This window comes from Pseudomonadales bacterium, assembly GCA_024234615.1.
Classification (GTDB): domain Bacteria; phylum Pseudomonadota; class Gammaproteobacteria; order Pseudomonadales; family IMCC2047; genus JAJFKB01.
In genome coordinates this window covers 611,234-630,801 of sequence record JACKNY010000002.1, presented here as the reverse complement: position 1 = coordinate 630,801, position 19,568 = coordinate 611,234, and the positions used below count along the sequence as shown (strand labels likewise).

At 49.0% G+C, this 19,568-nt stretch carries 15 protein-coding genes; 6 read left to right on the top strand and 9 right to left on the bottom strand.

Annotated elements, in window-relative coordinates:
• Positions 1-23 precede the first annotated feature (23 nt).
• The 5 genes from H6995_12115 to H6995_12095 all read left to right on the top strand — a co-directional run bounded on the left by H6995_12115 (position 24) and on the right by H6995_12095 (position 7,594).
• The gene (locus tag H6995_12115) at positions 24-4,100 is read left to right on the top strand and encodes a hypothetical protein (protein MCP5215743.1); all 4,077 of its coding nucleotides are present in this window, start codon (positions 24-26) and stop codon (positions 4,098-4,100) included.
• Between the two features lie 353 nt (positions 4,101-4,453).
• Positions 4,454-4,867 (top strand): GFA family protein, encoded by a 414-nt coding sequence (locus H6995_12110; GenBank protein MCP5215742.1) that lies wholly within the window; start codon positions 4,454-4,456, stop codon positions 4,865-4,867.
• 118 nt (positions 4,868-4,985) lie between these two features.
• On the top strand, positions 4,986-5,318 hold the full coding sequence (locus H6995_12105; protein ID MCP5215741.1) for a cytochrome c: 333 nt from the start codon (positions 4,986-4,988) through the stop codon (positions 5,316-5,318).
• Complete coding sequence (locus tag H6995_12100) at positions 5,315-6,004, top strand: hypothetical protein (GenBank protein ID MCP5215740.1); 690 nt, start codon at positions 5,315-5,317, stop codon at positions 6,002-6,004. The genes H6995_12105 and H6995_12100 overlap by 4 nt, the downstream gene beginning before the upstream one ends.
• Positions 6,005-6,043: 39 nt before the next feature.
• A complete protein-coding gene (locus H6995_12095; protein ID MCP5215739.1) occupies positions 6,044-7,594 on the top strand; it encodes an FAD-binding oxidoreductase in 1,551 nt (516 codons plus the stop codon).
• Positions 7,595-7,609: 15 nt separating this feature from the next.
• On the opposite strand, the gene H6995_12090 is transcribed toward H6995_12095, so the two are convergent.
• From H6995_12090 to H6995_12075, 4 genes are read right to left on the bottom strand one after another with little or no spacing between them, the layout of a single operon-like run.
• Entirely contained in the window at positions 7,610-8,806 is a 1,197-nt protein-coding gene (locus H6995_12090) for an ABC transporter permease (GenBank protein ID MCP5215738.1), read from the bottom strand.
• Positions 8,806-10,014, bottom strand: a complete 1,209-nt coding sequence (locus tag H6995_12085) for an ABC transporter permease (GenBank protein ID MCP5215737.1) — start codon at positions 10,012-10,014, stop codon at positions 8,806-8,808. The genes H6995_12090 and H6995_12085 overlap by 1 nt, the downstream gene beginning before the upstream one ends.
• Positions 10,015-10,023: 9 nt before the next feature.
• On the bottom strand, positions 10,024-10,698 hold the full coding sequence (locus H6995_12080; GenBank protein MCP5215736.1) for an ABC transporter ATP-binding protein: 675 nt from the start codon (positions 10,696-10,698) through the stop codon (positions 10,024-10,026).
• Complete coding sequence (locus H6995_12075; GenBank protein ID MCP5215735.1) at positions 10,691-11,827, bottom strand: efflux RND transporter periplasmic adaptor subunit; 1,137 nt, start codon at positions 11,825-11,827, stop codon at positions 10,691-10,693. The genes H6995_12080 and H6995_12075 overlap by 8 nt, the downstream gene beginning before the upstream one ends.
• Positions 11,828-12,011: 184 nt before the next feature.
• On the opposite strand from H6995_12075, the gene H6995_12070 reads away from it, so the two are divergent.
• Positions 12,012-12,461 carry a DUF4124 domain-containing protein gene (locus H6995_12070; GenBank protein MCP5215734.1) on the top strand — a complete coding sequence of 150 codons (450 nt, stop codon included), beginning with the start codon at positions 12,012-12,014 and terminating at the stop codon, positions 12,459-12,461.
• A 302-nt stretch (positions 12,462-12,763) separates the two neighbouring features.
• On the opposite strand, the gene H6995_12065 is transcribed toward H6995_12070, so the two are convergent.
• The 5 genes from H6995_12065 to H6995_12045 all read right to left on the bottom strand — a co-directional run bounded on the left by H6995_12065 (position 12,764) and on the right by H6995_12045 (position 19,551).
• A complete protein-coding gene (locus H6995_12065) occupies positions 12,764-13,960 on the bottom strand; it encodes a fatty acid desaturase (protein ID MCP5215733.1) in 1,197 nt (398 codons plus the stop codon).
• A gap of 76 nt (positions 13,961-14,036) precedes the next feature.
• Positions 14,037-15,242, bottom strand: coding sequence for an NnrS family protein (locus H6995_12060; protein ID MCP5215732.1), 1,206 nt, complete (start codon positions 15,240-15,242; stop codon positions 14,037-14,039).
• Positions 15,243-15,425: 183 nt separating this feature from the next.
• Positions 15,426-16,121, bottom strand: a complete 696-nt coding sequence (locus H6995_12055) for an SDR family oxidoreductase (GenBank protein MCP5215731.1) — start codon at positions 16,119-16,121, stop codon at positions 15,426-15,428.
• A 78-nt stretch (positions 16,122-16,199) separates the two neighbouring features.
• On the bottom strand, positions 16,200-17,516 hold the full coding sequence (locus H6995_12050) for a DUF1329 domain-containing protein (GenBank protein ID MCP5215730.1): 1,317 nt from the start codon (positions 17,514-17,516) through the stop codon (positions 16,200-16,202).
• Between the two features lie 49 nt (positions 17,517-17,565).
• On the bottom strand, positions 17,566-19,551 hold the full coding sequence (locus tag H6995_12045) for a DUF1302 domain-containing protein (GenBank protein MCP5215729.1): 1,986 nt from the start codon (positions 19,549-19,551) through the stop codon (positions 17,566-17,568).
• Positions 19,552-19,568: the final 17 nt, after the last annotated feature.

Here is a 19,568-nt window from a genome sequence, read left to right as displayed (position 1 = left end):
ATTTCCTCAGGATTAAAATGCACATGATAAGGACATTGTCCAACACCCTGTTTGTCTTAGTCTGTTTGGGCATGACTGCCGTATCGCAAGCAAGCACTACGCCAGTGCCACCGACGTTAGAACCCTGGCGAGAGTGGGTGCTGCACAAGCATCCCGATTACAGCTGTCCTTATCTATATCAGCAACCCCAACAAAAACGCTGCGCCTGGCCGAGCCTGTTACAGGTTAAAGAGGTAGGTAATGGCGTTGAGTTCGAGCAATCCTGGGATGTTTACGCGCAGAGCTGGTTAACCCTGCCAGGTGACCAGCGGCATTGGCCAAAGGAGGTAAAGGTCAATCAGCAGTCTGCTGTCGTGCTGGAACGCAACGGGCATCCGGTGGTGCAAGTGGATGCTGGGCGGTATAAGGTTACCGGTAAAATAAGCTGGAAAAAGAAACCGCAGTATCTAGCGTTACCGGAAGACGTGGGCATAGTTATTTTTAGTATTGCTGGCAAATTGGTAGAAAATCCAAATATTGATCGTGCCCGCTTATGGTTTAGTAAAACCCAGCTGCAACCAAAGGTAAGCAAGCAGGCCGAGGTGGTAAAAGTAGATGTGTTTCGCAAACTGATCGATGATATTCCGCTCCAGTTAGAGACCAAGGTGCGGTTCGCGGTGTCCGGGCGCGATCGAGAGTTAGTATTAGGTAGATTATTACCGTTGCAGAGCGAGCCGGTACGCCTTGATTCGCCGTTGCCCGCACGAGTAGAGGAAGATGGTCGGCTGCGTATTCAGGTTCGAGCAGGGCAATGGGAAATTAGCTTGCTGTCACGTTATCTTGCGCCAGTTGAGAAATTTTCCGTAGAAGCTATGGATGAACTTTGGCCCACACAGGAAGTTTGGGTATTTCAAGCTAACCGGCAGCTTAGGTCTGTTAAGCTCGATGGCGCGGCTTCCGTTGATCCCTCGCAACTGAATCTACCACAAGGTTGGTCAGGGCTATCTACCTATCTGATGTCGGCTGATTCTGAATTAGCGCTGACAGAAACTTATCGCGGTAATGCTACGCCCGCAGAAAATGAATTGCAGGTCAATCGCGAACTTTGGTTGGATTTTGATGGTAGTGGCTATACCGCTAAGGATTATCTGAGCGGGAAAATGAATCAGGGTTGGCGACTTAATATGCAACCGGGATATGAACTAGGTCGAGCTGCTGTCGGCGGAGAGCCACGCTTGATCACTCGATTAGAAGAGGGTGAGCCCGGTTTAGAGATACGAGAAGGCCATCTGGATTTGGTCGCTGTCAGTCGCTACTTAAGAGGTGCGACCGAGATGGGCGCAATAGGCTGGTCGCATGATGTTGCGCAACTTTCCGCGCAGTTACATCTGCCCCCAGGTTGGATGCTATTGCATGCCAGCGGTGTCGACCTAGTACAAAACTCCTGGCTCTCAAAATGGGATTTGTGGGACTTGTTTTTATGTCTGATCATTGCCGTCTCGATTGGCCAGCTGTTGGGGCTGCGCTGGGGGCTGATCGCCGCCGCAGTATTAGCGATCACCTATCATGAACAGAACGCGCCGCTCTTTATTTGGTTGAATATTGTTGGGGCTTTGGCACTACTCAGAGTGCTACCAGCTGGCAGGTTACAACAACTATTGCGCAATTATCATTTCCTCAGTTTACTACTGCTGGTACTGATGGTTTTAGTCTTTGCTGTCGAACAAATTCGTGAAGGTTTGTATCCCCAACTGGAGCGTGATGTGGCCATCAATACAGCGCGTTATTCCTACAGTAGCGTACCGCAGGCCGCTGTCGAAATGGACATGGTGATGCCGGAAAAAATGCGTAGTAGAAAAAGCGCAACGCTGAATGCCGTGGTTGCGCCCCACCAAGCAGAGGAAAAAGTATTCGAACAATTTGATCGTAATGCCAGAATTCAAACCGGCCCGGGCGAACCAACCTGGAATTGGCACAACGTCAGCCTGCATTGGAGTGGTCCGGTGGCGCAAGGGCAGGATGTTCAGTTCTACTACCTCTCGCCCATGCTCACTCGCTTGCTGAAATTCTTACAGGTGATATTAATTGCAGTTCTCACCATCGGGTTAATGCAATTTACCCTAAGGTTGGGTGTTCAATTACCGAGCCTGAGTACTGCTAAAACATCATCCTGGTTGTTGCCCTTGGTGTTTTTATTCAATCTCCTGCCATCAAATGTACCTTTGGCGCAAGCAGATTATCCACCTGAAACATTACTGATTGAGCTGGAGAGACGCCTGCTGGAACCGCCGTTGTGCACACCCGATTGCGTCAATATCAACCAGGTGAAAATACAGTTAGCGCAGGATCGTTTAATACTGAGATTGCAGGTGGACAGTCTGGCGCACAGCGCGCTGCCACTACCAGCGCAACGACAGCAGTGGTTGCCAAGACTAGTGGTATTGGATGGTAAGCAGGTTCCCTCTTTGTTTCAAGATAGCGCTGGGCAGTTGTTTACGGCGCTTGAGCAGGGCAGACATGAGCTCATTTTGGAAGGCCCCGTCTACGCAGACACACTACTGCTACCCTTTAAAGCGCCGGCACATAATGTTGACGTCGAGGTGACTGGCTGGCAAGTGCGGGGTTTGATCGATGGCGCGATTCAGGGTGGCAGTCTACAGTTGGATCGGATCGTCAAGACGCCAAAGGATAATCAAGCTGAAGATCAATTATTGCCACGCCCGATCGATCCCTTTGTCCTGGTAGAGCGCACACTTCATCTGGGTGTGGATTGGGAGGTGCGTACCAAAGTTACGCGTATCGCGCCGAGCCGCAGTAGTATTAACCTGCAAATTCCACTTTGGCCAAATGAAGCGGTGGTAAGCGGTGGCATCAAAACCGTTGGCGGGAAGGCCATTATTGCGATGGCTCCGAATCAAAGAGAGGTGAGTTGGCAATCGAGCTTGCAGCAAACCTCACCCATCAAGGTGAAGGCATCAGAAAATCAAAGTTGGGTGGAACATTGGCGGATTGCCGCATCACCTATCTGGCATGTCAACACAACAGGTTTGGTCGGTATTCAACAATCCATGGATTCGGGCAATCAAATGCCAGAGTGGCGGCCCTGGCCGGGCGAGGAGCTGAGTATTGAGATATCCCGACCTCTTGCGTTAGAAGGACCGGTGCAAACAGTGGAAAGCGCCAAACTAAGTTATGTGCCTGGTAAGCGAGCCAGTATCAGTACCTTGGAAATAGCGGTGCGCGCTAGCCTGGGTGGCGAGTATCCGATGAGCTTACCGACCAATGCTCAGATTCAGGAATTGGTGGTTGATGGGCAAACCATGGTGGTGACGCAGGATCCGGAAAAACTGACTATCCCTATGCGTCCAGGATTACAATCATTACAGATAAAGTGGAAAACAGAGGAAGAGTTGTCGATTGTTGAGGCAACACCCAATGTCATACTGTCGACACCAGCGGCTAATGTGGAACTCTCGATCAATCTGCCACGTAATCGCTGGCCGTTATTAGTAGGTGGTCCCAGTATTGGTCCTGCCATGCTGTTTTGGGGCGTACTCATTGTCATTCTACTGCTTGCCGTTGGGCTCAGTTGGATGACTAAGCGACAGCAGTTGAATATTCCGGTCAAAACCTATCAATGGGTTTTGCTCGGTTTGGGGATGAGCACCGTCACTGCTGTCGGTGGAGTTTTCGTAGTGCTCTGGTTCTTTGCTATGGAACGCCGCGCACGCTTGCAAACGGAGTTAGCATCGAGGAGCTTCGATCTTATGCAGCTTGGGTTGATTTTACTATCCATTGTGGCGCTGATGAGTTTGATCAGCACTATTCCACTAAGTTTGCTTTCTCTGCCCAATATGCAGGTAACCGGCAATGGCTCGAGTAACTTTTATTATCAATGGTACCAAGACAGAACAGTGCAGGATTTACCAACGGCTTGGGTCATTTCCGTGCCAATTTGGTTTTATCGTATCGTTATGTTGGCCTGGTCTTTATGGGTGGTCTTTGCACTGTTAGGTTGGCTGAAATGGGGCTGGCAGTGTTTTAGTGCCAATGGCTTATGGAAACGCAAAACAAAGGTTGCAACTGAGCCAGGTGATATCACACATAACTCGAAAGGTTAGCTCTTGATGAAGTGAATCCCTTCTTCAAATTCGGAGGAGGGTAGCACTATTGATGTTAGTTGATTCCTAAATAATAAATTTGTAATCCGTAACAAATTACCGCTATTACTGCGGTCACGCCAAGTATAACGCCCAGTAATAGAAAGGGGTGGAATTGTGCATCATCAGTAGAACTATCTTTTATTTTGGGCATATACATTAAATCTTTTAAGATTAAAATTAAATCAAATTTTATCCTGATCAATCGTAGATGGCTAGCGACCATCGGAAAAGAATGCTGATTAAAAAAATCAGCCAAGCGGGGATAGGGGCGAGTATTTTGTCATATATAAAGTCAAGCGGGAGAACACAATATGAACGGTCAAATCAGTGGTGGATGTCTTTGCGGCAAGGTGAGATTTAGCGTAGATAATAGTTTCGAACGGCTTTATCTGTGCCATTGTGCTCAGTGTCGAAAAATAACGGGTTCTGCCTTTGCTGCAAATCTCTATACCCCACCCGAGCAGTTGCAGTGGACAGCGGGAGAAAAGTACATCAAACGTTTTGAATTTCCTGGGCGTGATTTTACCAAGGCATTTTGTACGGAGTGCGGCTCTGGTCTCCCTTATCTCAATCAGAAGGGTGCGGCAATAATTATCCCGGCGGGGTCTTTAGACGCAGAGCCAAATATTGATGAGCAGGCGAACATTTTCTGGGCGGAGCGTCCGCGCTGGAGCACTAGTGCGGTTGACGCCAAATATTATTTACAGTTTCCTGATGGAGAGTGATAGGTCGTTCAATCGTTGAATGTTAGGCATGATTAATTGTTGCCAGTAACAGTAATGAAGGCGTATAGTATGGCTGCCTTGCTATTAAATCAAAAAGACTTTCTCCGAGCGCATGCCAATGAAAAAGCTGTCGTTTGTCTCAAGATTGTTGCTTTCCGTTCCCACCGTATACATTCTCTACACTCCTGTTGATAGTGCTTTTGGGCACTCCTATGGTGAATGGCGCGATGTCCAGCAAATCTATGCAAGCACCTGCCATTACTGCCATGATACTGGTGTTGCACCTGTTCTATTTGGGCGAGCATTGCCGCCGCAATATATCGCCCATCGGGTGCGTAACGGATTTAATGCGATGCCAGCTTTTAAACCGAGTGAAATCGGTGTGGCAGATTTGGAAGCGTTAGCACGGTGGATTGAGCAAAGTGCAGTGCCAGGAGAGGGAGAACAATGAGTCTAAAAGTTTCCCGTCGGGCGTTCCTCTTGGTGTCGGCGGCATCGACGGCATCCGCCATGGCGTCGGCCCCTCCGCTTTCAGCGTTTAATTTATCCAGAACCGAATCGAACAATATTTGTGCGCTATTTGCTGATGACACACTTTCTGTAAGGCTGCAAAAACAGCTAGTCGGTTTTCGTGAAATTGAACGCCATGAGTTGATTCAACGAGAACGTATTAACCAAATAGCAATTTTGCGAAATTGGCTTAGAAATAATCAGGGCAAAAGGGTAGTAGGCGCAGTGGGTTGTGATTTCTATCCAGTCTTGGAGTCGTTGGTGCGCGAGGTGGGCGGATCATTATTGCTGCACGGGCGACATGTAGTGTCGAGTAATGATCGCAGTAGCCACAGCTTTTATACGGTGCCCACGAGTCAAGGTGCGGCGCATCATTTTATGTCAAGAGTTGCCGCATCTAATAGCCAATTTCAGGTTAGCGAATACTGCATTGGTGCCGTTAATAAAATGACCGCGACGCCTCAGCCGCCTCTCATGAATGATTGGTTAGAGGCTGTTGCCAATATGCTGGTTGACCTTGCCAGTGGACGTTGGCAGGTAGGGTCAGTGGTGCAGTATCCTGCAACTCATTTGTTTGAAAGTGCTAGCCCAGTGAGTAGTGTGGAAACATTTGCATTTAGTCTCTGAGGCGTTATCTCAATTACTCAAATCCAAAAGGAATCTGCAATGACAGAGAATCGGTTCGTGGCACTTCCAGAGGGTGTAAGCCAAGATCAGTTTGCGTTGGCAATTGCCGAGTTTAAAACCGCTATCGGAGCAGACAATGTTGTTGTCGCGCCTGAGTTAATAGCACCCTATACGAAAATTATGATTCCGGTAGATGAGGACAAGCACCTTCCCGCAGGTGCACTGATGCCGAAAACAGTTGCAGAAGTCCAGCAAATTATGGATATCTGCAATAAATATAAAACGCCAGTTTGGCCCATCTCTACTGGGCGTAATTTTGGCTATGGGTCAGCAGCACCCGCGCGTCGTGGCACTTTGGTATTGGATTTAAGGCGCATGAACCAAATTATTGAGGTGGATGTTGAGTTGGGTTATGCGCTGGTGGAGGCAGGGGTTACTTATCAGCAACTAGCAGATTACATCAAAGCGCATGATTTACCGCTGTGGCTGGATACACCAATGCCAGCGCCCGTGGCCAGCCCAACCGGGAATACCTTGGATCGTGGTGTCGGCTACACACCCTATGGTGAGCACTTTATGTTTCAGTGTGGAATGGAAGTGGTACTGGCTAATGGCAAGGTGCTGAAAACGGGTATGGGCGCTTTGGAAAAGTCGAATACCTGGCAAGTTTTTAAGTGGGGGTATGGTCCGTATCTGGATGGTATTTTTACTCAATCAAACTATGGCGTGGTGACCAAAATGGGTTTTTGGTTAATGCCAAAGCCGCCAGTTTATAAGCCTTTTCTGGTTAAATATCCAAAAGATGAAGATATTGTAAAAGCGATTGATACCATTCGACCCTTGCGTATGAATCAGATCATCGCCAATGCGGGAACCGTTTCTAATGCGCTGTGGGAAATTGCTGTTACCCATAAACGCGCAGATGTATGGGACGGCGAAGGGCAAATTCCAGATGAAATTGTCAATCGGCTGGCAAAGGAGAAAGGCTATGGTGCTTGGAATGTCTATGCAGCGCTTTATGGCACCCAGGAACAGGTAGAGGTTAACTGGAAAATGGTAAAGGCGGCTTTTGAGGCGTCAGGTGGTGAGGTTTTAACCGAAGAGAATATGCAACCTGACGACCCTCTATGGCAATATCGCAAGGATATGATGTCGGGTACGCTGAGTATGTTTGAGTTTGGCCTGTACAATTGGCGAGGCGGTGGCGGTTCTACTTGGTTTGCGCCGGTATCTCAGGCGCGTGGTGGGGAAACCATGAAGCAAATGAAAATGGCCAAACAAATTACGCGAGATTTTGGCATTGATTATGTGGCGCTCTTCATAATCGGTTGGCGCGAAATGCACCATATTGTCGATCTACTTTATGACCGCACCAACCCTAAGGAAATGCAAGCCGCGCATGGTTGTTATAAAACGCTATTAACAGATTTTGCCAAACAGGGGTATGGGGTATATCGAGCCAACACTGCTTTTATGGACGACGTAGCGGAACTCTATGGTGAAGTGAAGCGCGAGGTTAACCAAACACTGAAACGGGCGCTTGACCCCAATGGCATTATTGCACCGGGCAAATCGGGAATCGATATCTAGTTTCAGTTGATTTCTTTACTCGGCGCGCAGTGCATCAATAGGGTTCAGCCGAGCAGCCGTACGCGCAGGGGCAATGCCCGCAGCTAAGCCAACCGCACAGGATAGGAGCAGCGAAAGCACGAGATACATCGGGTAGAAAGTCAGAGGTAAATCGGGCGCGGCAAACTGGAGGATGATAAATACGAATAACACAATAATCAGTCCCAGAATGCCACCGAGCAGTGCTAGAAAAATGGCTTCTCCCAGGAACAGGAATAAAATTTCCCGCTGGGTTGTTCCCAGCGCGCAGAGCAAACCAATTTCCGAGGTTCGTTCGCGCATGCTGGTTGTCATGATGGTAAGTACGCCGACGCCACCGACTACCAGCGAAATACCGCCGAGTGCGGCAATCGCAAACTTAACAACCGTCAGGATGTTATCGAGAGTCTCGAGCATGTCTTCTTGCGTGAAAAGTGTAAAATCTTCGCGCCCATGCAACTGTGTCAGTAGCTTTGTAATTTGCTCACTCATTTGTTGGGAGGTAACAGCAGGACTGAAGACGACATCAATTTCCATCAGGCCTTCTTTATTGAAAAGTTCTAGCGCACGGCTGGTTGGAATATAAACCACGTCGTCCAGGTCGAAGCCGAGCAGCTGGCCTTTGCTTTCCATCACGCCGATGACTCGGTGGCGCATACCGCCAACGCGGATAAATTGTCCCAGTGGGTTTTGTGTGCCGAACAATTCGTTTTTTAGCTTGTGTCCAAGCACAGCATAGGCACGAGCCCTACTTGGATCATCGGCAGGTAGGAAGCGGCCAATGGCGACATTAAAACGCCATGCTTCAGCTGCTTGGTGACCGACGCCGAATACCTCGGTATCCCGTGCAAACTGTCCAGCTTCAATGCGACCTGTGCCCTGGACTATCGGCACCACCTGAGTGACATAGCGTAAGCGTGATAATTCCGCACTGTCTGTTAATGAAAGTGGACGGACTGTTTTTAATAGAGAACCGATACCTTGGGTGCTGACTTTGCTGGGTGTTACGGCGATGAGATGTGTACCGAATTGAGAAAAACTATCCAGCATATAAATGCGTATACCTTCTCCTATTGAGGTTAAAAGGACGACAGCAGCAATACCAATGGCAATCCCGAGCGAGGTAAGCGCGGTGCGTAAGCGACTGGTGGTAACCGCTAACATGACCCATTTTAACCAATCCCGAATGTGCATTATTTCACCGTGAGGGCAATGACGGGTTCAAGTTTGGCCGCTCGATTGGCAGGCAGGTAAGCGAACAGGGTTGAGGTGAGGAAAGCAACACCTAGCGCGCTCAGAATTGCCCAAAAGGGCGTATGGAAAGGTATGTCGGGGAAAAATTTAGTGCCAGCAAAGAGCAGGGTTTCACCGATTATAATGCCAGTAATTGCGCCTATCAGTGCGAGTAATAGTGCCTCTGTTAAAAACAGCATGCGAATTTGCGCAGCGGGCGCACCAATGGCTTTGAGCAGACCGATTTCGCTAGTGCGCTGATTGACGGAGATCAGGGTGATATTCATGATCAGTATGCCTGCCACCAACAAACTGATTGATGCGATACCGACAATGGCAAAAGTTAGCATTAGTAGCAAATCGTTAAAGGTACTAATCATTGCGTCGGGTCGAACGAGAGTGACATCCAGTTCCCCTTGATGTCTATCCCGCATGATGTTGAGTAATTGCTTTTCAACCGCTGCTAAGGAGACGTTATCTTTGGCCTTAAAAAATACACGGAATAAGGCATCGGTATTAAACAGCGCCTGCGCGGATGCGACGGGAATGAAAACGGCATCGCTGAGATTCATGCCAAAAGCGTCACTACGACCTTCGGTTAAGCCAATGATACGGCAGCGGCGATCGCTAATACGCAGCCACTGCCCGATTGCCGGTGAGCTACCGAAGAGTTCTTCCCTAATGGTTTCTCCGATGACGCAAACATTTTTCCCCTGTTCCATGGGAATATTCGGCAGCGGAGTTCCCTGGCGCATTTTAATGGCGCGAATTTTAAAAAAAGCGACTGTCGTCCCAACTGTCATGGCCTCGCGTGAACGCGATAAATAGGAGATGGGTGCCGAGCCAACCACTAAGGGTGCTAGCTGGTCTAAACCTCTAGTCAGACGTTGCATGGTGCGGGCGTCATCGAGGGTAATATTACGCGCAGCGGATCCAGTCACCGGAGGCATACCGCCCGTGGTTTCTTTTCTTCCAGGAAACATAATCAATGTATCGGTGCCGAGAAAGGAAAACTGGCCCAACACATAACCGCGGGCGCCTTCGCCAAGCCCGGTGAGGGTTACTACGGCGGCGACACCAATCGCCATGGAAACCAGCGTCATGGCGCTGCGAAAGCGATGTCGGCTCAGGGTCTGGCCAGTGAATAAAATAATATCTAATAGCCTCATAGCTGAGCTCTACTGGCGGATGTCCTCGGCAATTTTACCATCCATCATTTTAATGCGACGGTGAGCGCGTTTGCCTAGGTTGGGGTCGTGTGTGACGACTAACAGAGTGATCCCCTGCTGATTTAATTGTTCCAAGACTTCAACCACATCAGCTCCGGATTTTGAGTCTAGGTTGCCCGTGGGCTCGTCAGCGAGCAATATACTGGGGTTCATTAAAATTGCACGACCAATAGCAACGCGTTGCCGTTGGCCGCCGGATAATTGGTTAGGCAGGTGATGCGCTCTATCAGTAAGGCTAAGCTTCTCTAAGGTTTGTTCAACGGCGGGGTTGCGTTGTTTTGGTGGAACTCCGGCAAGCACCATCGGTAAGGCAATATTTTCACGCGCAGTAAGCCTGCCAATTAAATGGTAGGATTGAAAAACGAAACCAATCTTGTCGCGTCGGATATGCGCACGCGCTTCTTCGTTAAGTGAAGAGGTGCTGATATCATCAATGATATATTCGCCGCTATCAGGTCGATCCAATAAACCGATGGCGTTGAGGAGGGTCGATTTGCCCGATCCAGAGGGCCCCATCACGGAAATATATTCGCCCTGTTCAATGCACAGGTTAACCTGATTAAGTGCTCGAACAGCTTGATCGCCAAGGTAGAAGGTACGACAGATTTCGCGTAGTTCAATCATCTTTGGGTGTGACTTTGGCACCTGCTTTTACGCCGGGTGCATCAAGAGAAAGGACAATTTGGTCACCTTCTTTGAGGCCGTCTAGCACCTCGGCATAGGACCAATTGCTAATACCCGCCTTAAAGCTACGCTGTTCCAGCACGCCAGTATCTACTTGGTAGAGAAGAACTTGATTATTTTCTAAGACCGCCTCTGTTGGTACTCGAAGTACTTGCTCATGGGATTCTAGAATCACGCTAATATCTGCGCTGTAACCGACGAGTAGAGCAACATCTTCCGGCGCTGCTGTGAATCGAATGTCCACGTCGACGGTTCGTGCTTGTTTTTCTAAATCCACAACATAGGGTGCAATCCTGGTAAGTTTACCCTGAAAGGTACGATTGCCAAAGGCATCCAATTTGATTTCGGCGGGCTGGTTGATACGTAATGGCATTGCGTCGACTTCATCGATGGGAGCGGTGACGTAGAGGCATTGTGTGTTGATAAGGTCTACTGCCGGTGGGGTTGCAACACCAGGGGGCGAAGGCGTTACATACTCGCCAACTTCGCCATTAATTTCGGCAATCACGCCATCAAAGGGGGCCTTTAACTGAGTCAGCTCAAGTAGCGCCTGTTGTAATTCCAGTGATGCTTGAGCGATCTCTTTCTCAGCTTTTGAGGCTGTACAGGCTAAGTCGCTTACATCGGCTTTGGTAAGGGCGCTATCGGCCTTGTCAATGGATGTTAAATTACGAGTGAGCAGAGATTGCAGGCGATCTGATTCGCGACGGTCAAATTTTGCGGTGAGACAGGCTTGTCGTAGCTTAAGTTCGACCGATTTTAATGTTGCTTTTGCCTGATTGGTACGGGCAATTTGATCTTTATTCCAGAGTTCAAGCAGAATCTGTCCGGCGCTGACCACATCGCCTTCGTCTACAAAAAGTTTAGCAACGCGACCTCCGATCGGCATAGATAGCTTTGATCTTTGGCAAGCCTTGACGGTACCCGCACGCGTGTTGGAAATAGTTGACTGCACCTGCCCCTTTTTAATCGTAGCCAAAGTGACTTGGGGGGTATCTTCTCTTGTGGAAATCCATACCAACAGCCCGATAGCCGCTAAGAGAATGACGAGTGCAAATATTTTTTTCATAGGCAATATCCTTAAGGCGCTCAATATACCATGACAATGATTGATTGAAAGGTGATTTATGGCAACGTTGTGGAATCGATTTTAGATTGCATGCCGTCAACTAGAAGGCGGTCAAGAGGTGTGATAGTTTCGCAATAGTGCGATAAAATACCTGCTTCAGACAAGCTAATCGGCAGGGAACGCTATGATTATTTTACTGTTATTTTTCTTTTTAATATTTACCTCTGTATTACCGGCAGCCGAAATTTACCAATGGCATGATGCTAATGGGAAAATACATTTCAGCGATATACCTCAGGCAGGTTCAGATCAGGTCGTGCTTGAGCTGCAGCCACCAGACGCAATGGAACTGAAGCGATCTAAGAGAATACAGAAAGATATTGCTCTGACAGTTAAGCAGCAAAGTAGTGAGCGTAAGCAGCGTGAAAAAGCTATCGCTATTCAACAAAAGAAGTTTGCTCGGAAAAAATTAGTGAAACTGGAGCGTTGCGAGAAGGCGAAGCAACGATTAGTACAGGAGCAAATAAGGTGGAAAAACCAACGACGGAAAGGATACAAAGCATTACAAAAAGCACGTCACAATGAAAAGCGGGAGCAATTAGAAATTCAGGTTGGATGGGCTTGTGAGAAATAAAAAAAGCTGGGGGGTAACTTGCGTCGCCCCCCAGACAGAACAGGGATTGATGGATATCAATCTATGCTTTGTTAGCCAAAGATCACAAATTGATAGGCGTACCTTAACTTATCGGTGGGTGATCGGCATTGATTTGAATCAATATTTTTGTTGCACCTAAAGTCGTCTTGCTAGTGCAGCTTACTTGTGGGGCCTAGGGAAATAGAGGCATGGAATTTTTTTATATGTGGGTAGCTCTTTACAGGCAGCCTCCGTAGCGAATACGCGGAATTTTTAAGGACCAACATACTACATATGAGGCTTTAATGAAGCGCATTAGCCCTTGGCATGGAATAGCTACGCAAATAATCCGCAAAATCCTTTAATGCCTGAATTTGACTGGCTTCTGCCTCTAGGCACCAAGCTTGCAGCTCCTGCGACATTTCGTTGATATTCTGAGCGCCTTTTTGCCAGATGGATTGCAAGGCTTTGCGCATATCATAAATGCGCTCTAAATTAGGGTGTTGCGCCAGCAGGTTTCGAATATCAGCCTGTGGCTTTTTCCCTTTGGTTACGATGCTGGCTGTCTGATCGCGACAAATCAGGAATTTTACTCGATTCAATATTTTCTTGCCGACCCTGTCGGTTTTTGATTTCTCTAGATTAACCAAAGGAAATACCACCTGTTTCGAATACTGCGCCAAGATATTAAAGCGATCATTCAGGGTTGCCCAAGTGGTGTCTATATCGATTAAACGCTTGCCCGGAACGCGAATGGCAAGGGGACCCATACTCCTGACCTTGGCTAGCCCCAGTAATTTCAAGGTCCTAATCCAAAACCAGCCAATATCAAACTCCCACCATTTCACCGATAGTTTGGGGGAGTTGGGATAAGTATGGTGATTGTTGTGCAGTTCCTCGCCGCCGATGATAATGCCCCAGGGAAGAATATTACGCGCCGCATCTGGGCTCTCGAAATTCCGGTAGCCCCAGGCATGGCCTATGCCATTAATGACTCCGGCTGCAGTAAGGGGTATCCAAATCATTTGAATGGCCCAAACCGTGATGCCAATGGCGCCAAATAGTAGAATATCGATAATTAACATTAAGGAAATACCGAGTGCGCTTTTAGCGTACAGGTGATGTTCGACCCAATCGTCGGGTGTACCCTTGCCGTATTTTTCGAGTGTTTCCGGGGTGTTGGCCTGTTTGTAGAGTTCAGTGCCTTGCCAGAAAACTTTGCCTAACCCAACGACAACTGGGCTGTGAGGGTCTTGTGGAGTCTCGCACTGGGCATGATGTTTACGATGTATAGCTGTCCATTCTTTTGTCGACATGCCTGTGGTTAACCATAACCAAAAGCGGAAGAGGTGCTTGATGGCTGTGTTGAGCTGTAAAGAGCGGTGCGCGCTATACCGATGTAGATAAAGGGTTACCGATACGATGGTTAAATGTAGGAAAACGGCTAGAACCGCTAATATTTGCAGAGCAGATAGCCCCGCTAGGCCTTGATACCACATAACACACCTCCATCGGCGGACTCAGCTTGTTGATAGTTTGATTGTCAAGTCACCGTTAGTTCAATAAGTTTAGCCGTTAGCCCTGCTTAGGAATCTGCCGCTTGGGTAAACTGGGCTGCCATAGCATATGACCGTAAAGCACGAAATAGACGGCAAAAGGAATGGTCCATAGCACTGCTGAAGAGATCATGAGTGGGTTGTTAAAGCCGAACAAATAGGCGCAAAGGCGCATCACTGCGGCAATAAAAATGGAGGTATAACAGACGACAATGATTGGGTTTGCCCTCAATTGTCGGCCGGTATGACGTAACACTACGCGCGTCATAAAACTGATACCCATCAAACCCATAGCACCAGCGGTAAAGGCATGTAACCAAATCTGTGTCGAGATTGTGCCACTGAAATCATGTATAGCGCGTAGGGCAAAGGAGAGAATCAGCCATAAATAGGCCAGATGCATGATCAGGATAATCGGGTAAGCTTTAACCCGCCAAGTATGCCAACGAGCAAATCGAATGCTATGAACCACACAAGCAAGTACTGCCGCAACAAAGCACCAAGTTGAATTCATCGATAGCAGGTCAGACAGGATATAGAAGGCGAGACTAAGTACGGCAAATCCCTCTATCCAAGGGTTAAAGGTAATTTCTTGAACACCCTGATCTGGCAGAATATTGTTCGTAAAGACAACGGTTAAGAAGGCACCAGCAACCACAAATTTAATCATGATGGCGTAAATACCCGTGCGTAACCCCAGTGCTGCTAATTCGAGGTTTCCCTGCATGATGCCCAGATGAAATAGCAGGTTGCCGAAACCGATACCGCAAAAAATAATGAGGGCTATTAAGTAAATACGATTTGGGGCCGCCCAGAGTCTCGGCGTTACCATCAGCGCAATGACAAAATAGAGGCTGGAGTCAAGCAGCATCACTAGCATTTCAGGTAGTAACGTTGAAAAATAAAAGGCCAGGCGGCCCAGTAGCCAAAGTGCTGAAATTAATGCCAATCGGCCACCGGAAATTTCCTCTGTCTGTGCCCAGCTACCAAGAAAGGTAAGGGTAAATCCAGCGACAATTGCACCGAAAAAGCCGAATACCATTTCGTGGCCATGCCAAAGGGAGAGGCTATAGTTTGGGCTCACCGCCCCGATGATGCCAGCATGGCTGGCCAACCACAGCAAGACCAGAAGTGGGCAGTAGATTGCTCCCATCAGATAGAAGGGACGAAACGGGCTTTGCCAGATGGGAGATGTGAAGTGTTTGGTCGTCAGGGGTTGATTCATTGTATTTTGGTATAACTGGCCATTGCAGGTTTACAGAATATGTCACAGCCCTGTTGATCGCAACCAAATTAGATGTTTGATCTTGTATGATCGATATTCCTTGTATGAGTACACTATTAGACGGGTAGGGTTCGAAATGGGAGTTCGTAAAGACTTAAAACAGGAAATTCTCTGACTCGGCTATTAGCTTGTCCAGCCACCGGTAAAGGGTATGGCTTGCCCTACCAAGAAATTGCATTGGCTGCTGGCAAGAAAAAGTGCGAGTGCAGCATCTTCCTGTCCCGTACCAAGACGTCCTGCTGGAACCTCTGCCAAACGTTGCTTAAATTCGTCTGTTTGTTGATATTCATCCGGGAAATATTCTTGATTTTCTACGAATATTTGGGCGATGGCATTAACTTGTACATTGTGAGGAGCCACCTCAACACCGACTGCTTTTACCCAGGCTAATTGAGCTCCTCGCGCAGCAGAGTAAGCCGATGCGTTCGGAAAAGTCCGTAGCGGCGTTGCGCTGCCTATTACAATAATTTTACCTGAACGACGAGCGATCATTTGTGGGAGTACTGAGCGACCAAGCCGAAATAATGGATAAACCATTTCTTCGAATGGCTGTTGAAACTGAAAATCGGTTATTTCTATGGCATTCGCCCGAAACCTGTCCGTGGCGAGATTAATGACGAGGACATCGATATTTTTTACTTCACCGAGCAGGTTGTCCGCAGCCTTGTCGTGGGTAAGATCGCGCTGATCAGGAATTACATCCGCACCCTCTTTGGTGAAGGCGTCCACCAAATAGGGACCCATAAAACTGTTAGCTTGAGTTATCACAACACGTTTACCACCCAAACCGTAACCTTTTGTGTTGGGTTGAACTGCCATGATGTTACTCCGGTAGTTTAAGTTAAGGGTGCTTAGAGACACCGTCTCTAAGCACCTACTATTTTTTAACTTGCCAACCTATCGACCAGTAGCCCGCAGGTTTTGCACCGTGAACTTACTGACGGGGTTCAGCTCAGGATCGACCTGACCTTTGAACTGACCGGTAGTGCAGTGGTTCGCCTGCACGTCGATCATGGCGAAGGAATCATCAATCGACACCCCGGTGCCCTTGTTCTTGGCTAAATGATGATCCGGGTGCGCCTGCCCAAGAAACCAAGTCTTCCACAGCTTACCGGCACGGTCATAAATGTTGGCGCGCGGAATCGTGTAGGTCTGGGCATCCATAAAGAATACCCGCTTGCTGATCGGGTGATTGGAATCCACCGGGGCAGCTTCGACCTCATACACCTTACGCAGCTGCCAGGTGATGTTGGGATAACAACCCCCTTTGCCGGCAAAGGCCACCACTTGATACCCCTCATCGTCCTGGTGTGTGTCGGGGTCGAGGGTGAGGTCATTGTGGTTGTAGAAGGGCATCATGATGTTACGGGTGCCTTTGTAGGTCCAGGCCATGTCGGAGACACGGTTGTTATAGCCCTCAAAGTCTTCAATCATCAGGTCAGAGCCCAGGAAGGAGTCCGTCACCTGACCAGTGGCCAGACGGCGTACGCGGCGCTGGAAGCCCAGATACAACCAGGAATTATCGCGCTTCTGATCATCTTCGGCGCGCTGAATCAACAGCTGGGTGTTCTTCACGTCAAAGGGTTCAAGTACCTGCACATAGATAGCACGGAATAACTCTGACGGGTTCGGGGTTATGTCCGGGATCGGGGGTTGGTTAACCCGGTGTTTGAAGTTGAGGAAGTGGAAGTTGAACTTGATGGTACGTTCAACGTTGCCGCTGTCCATGTTGCGGTACTTCCAGTAGAACGGGTAGATGGCGGCGTTATCACCCCAGTTATAACCGTACTTGTAGTTCCAGGCCAGCTTTTCACCAGCGCGCGGGTCGTTCATATCCGGCTCTTCCGGAAAGGGACGGCCAGCCACGAAGTTGTTGATCTGGCCCACTTCAGCACCCAGGGACACTTTGTTGAGGTTATCACGGGTGGCCTGTACATAGTTGGGGTGCAGGTCAAAGGAGGTGGTGGCGCCGACTTGCATGTCCATCCAGCCGTTCTGAATCTGTTTAAACAGTTCCGGATCAATAATGGATTCGAACTGGCCCACATTACCACTATTAATGGTCATGCCAGTACTCAGCCCGTTAAAGCTGGGCACACCGCTCTTATAGGGGTAAAAGGAGTTTTCAACATCTTCGGCGGTCGCCGCGTGCGTCATTCCAGCGGCCAAGCTACCACTGAGCGCCAGGCCGATCATCAGTTTTTTTATCGTCATAACAGTTCTACCTTTTTATCAGTTAAGGTCGTAAATCGATGCCCTCGCCTTAGAAGCGATAACGCACCGTCAGCTGTATTTCGTCTTCTTTCTCGGCCATACCGATCGGACCGGAGCGGAAACGTCCCAACGGCTCAAAGCCAGAAAGACCCGCCGAACCGGAAGTAAACCCAACACCATGCTCAGGTACTGGGCCTGAAGTAAAGGGTGGGAAGGGGTTACACAGACGGCAGTCATCGAACTGCTCATCTTCACCGCCGGTTTTGTAGTTGGCGCCCAGAATCAACTGCCAGTTATCACTGATCAGCCAGTCGATGGAAGGGGCTACCACGGTAGCGCCCGCTCTAAAATCATGCGCCATGATGATTTGCGGACTGAGGCGGTCATTCATCCACCAGCCTTTGACTAAGAAAGTCGCGATATGATTGACTTCCCAGTCTGGCATGCCCACGGTACCTAGAGTAGCGCTAGCCGTTTCATGATCGAGAATGTGCTGACCAAAGATTTGCGCGGAGAACAGGAAGGCGCGGGTCTTGTTGAGCGGACGGATAAAGATGTTCTTATCCGCACCAATCACAAAACGCACCACGTCTGATTCGGAGAACAGACGACGCTCTAAGGTGTTGGCAAACTCTTCACCTTCGGTGTAAGCCACTTCAACCCGGAACACCGTATCGATCGCTTGTGAGTAGTAGTCAATCGAACCACCGAGCAGGTTCACGCGTGGGAATACCATATCAAAGGCAATCAGGTAATCGCGTACCGCTGCTGCTCCGCCCGCAAAAGGGTCAACCACTGGAATGTGGCCCGCCCGTAGCGAAGGTAACTGAGAGCGGTAGGTCAAGGCATTCAAGGACCAACCGAAGTCACCAATCACCCCTTCCACCTTAAAGCCAACCTGGGTATTGCTTAGGCTCCAGGAGGGCAGGTCGACATCACGAATACCAATGGTGTGTGGGCCAAAGTTGGTGGCCAAGCTACCATTAGCAAAATTAGCTACGGTGCCGCCATTTTCCCATAGATTATTCATGCCGCGAAAGAAACAACCGGCATCGAGAATCACGTAGGCTGAGCCACACTGACCCAGGTTGTTAGGACGGAACTTATCGAAGTTCCAGATCAGCTGGATATTGAAGTCATCAAAGGGACCGGTAGCGCCGAAGCGAAAGTCCGACTTCATCATCCACATCGGGATACGAATATCTTCCAGTTCGTCGTAGATATTATGACGAGAATAGTCCACCGGGTTGAGTACGTCCAAGACGCGGAATAAATCCGTACGGCCCCAGATCACCTGCTGCTTACCGACCCGGAAGTTAACCTCATTACCACCACTCATGGGTAGGCTGAAGTCAATATAGAGCTCTCGCAGCCAGTCACCACGATCACTAAAGATCTCCGGCGCTGCCAGTTCTTCCTTATCAAAGTCCAGGTAGTCGTCAAGACAACCCCGGCTGTCTTTATCGCAGGGGCGTACCGGTACGCCGAAGGAAACACCATCGCCATGATCGCGCAAATGATCACCCAAGGAGATCATACCTTCATTGGGGTTGTTGGTATAAACATCAACGAAGGTGTTATTAGGAAGCATGCCGCCACCAAGGACATTGTTGACTGCCCAGTACCCCACATTGGCTCCTCCAGCGGGCCCGATACCCAAGCCGTTAACCGGCACTACCGGCGCAGGACCGGCTACGGAGTTCACCGTTGCCGCCCCACCCGCACGATTACCGAAGTCATCTTCATTCAGATCGTATACCGCATCATAGCTCAGGCGTAACACCCCATTGATGCTGACATTACGGAACGGTCCGACATCCCCAATAAACTTCAGCCCCTCCAGTTGTGCCCCAAAACGCGATTTAGATATCCCCACGTCCTTACGGTGGTAAGTGGCATTCTCGGCAAAACCGCTCCACTCCACATCCTCCGCCAGTACACCGCCACTTTGGATCCCCGCAGCGAACGTGACCGCCGCCGTGATTAGGCCCAGTTTCCCGGACAGTTGCTTACCTTTCATAGTCTTCTCCTTCATTAAGGATCATTATTATC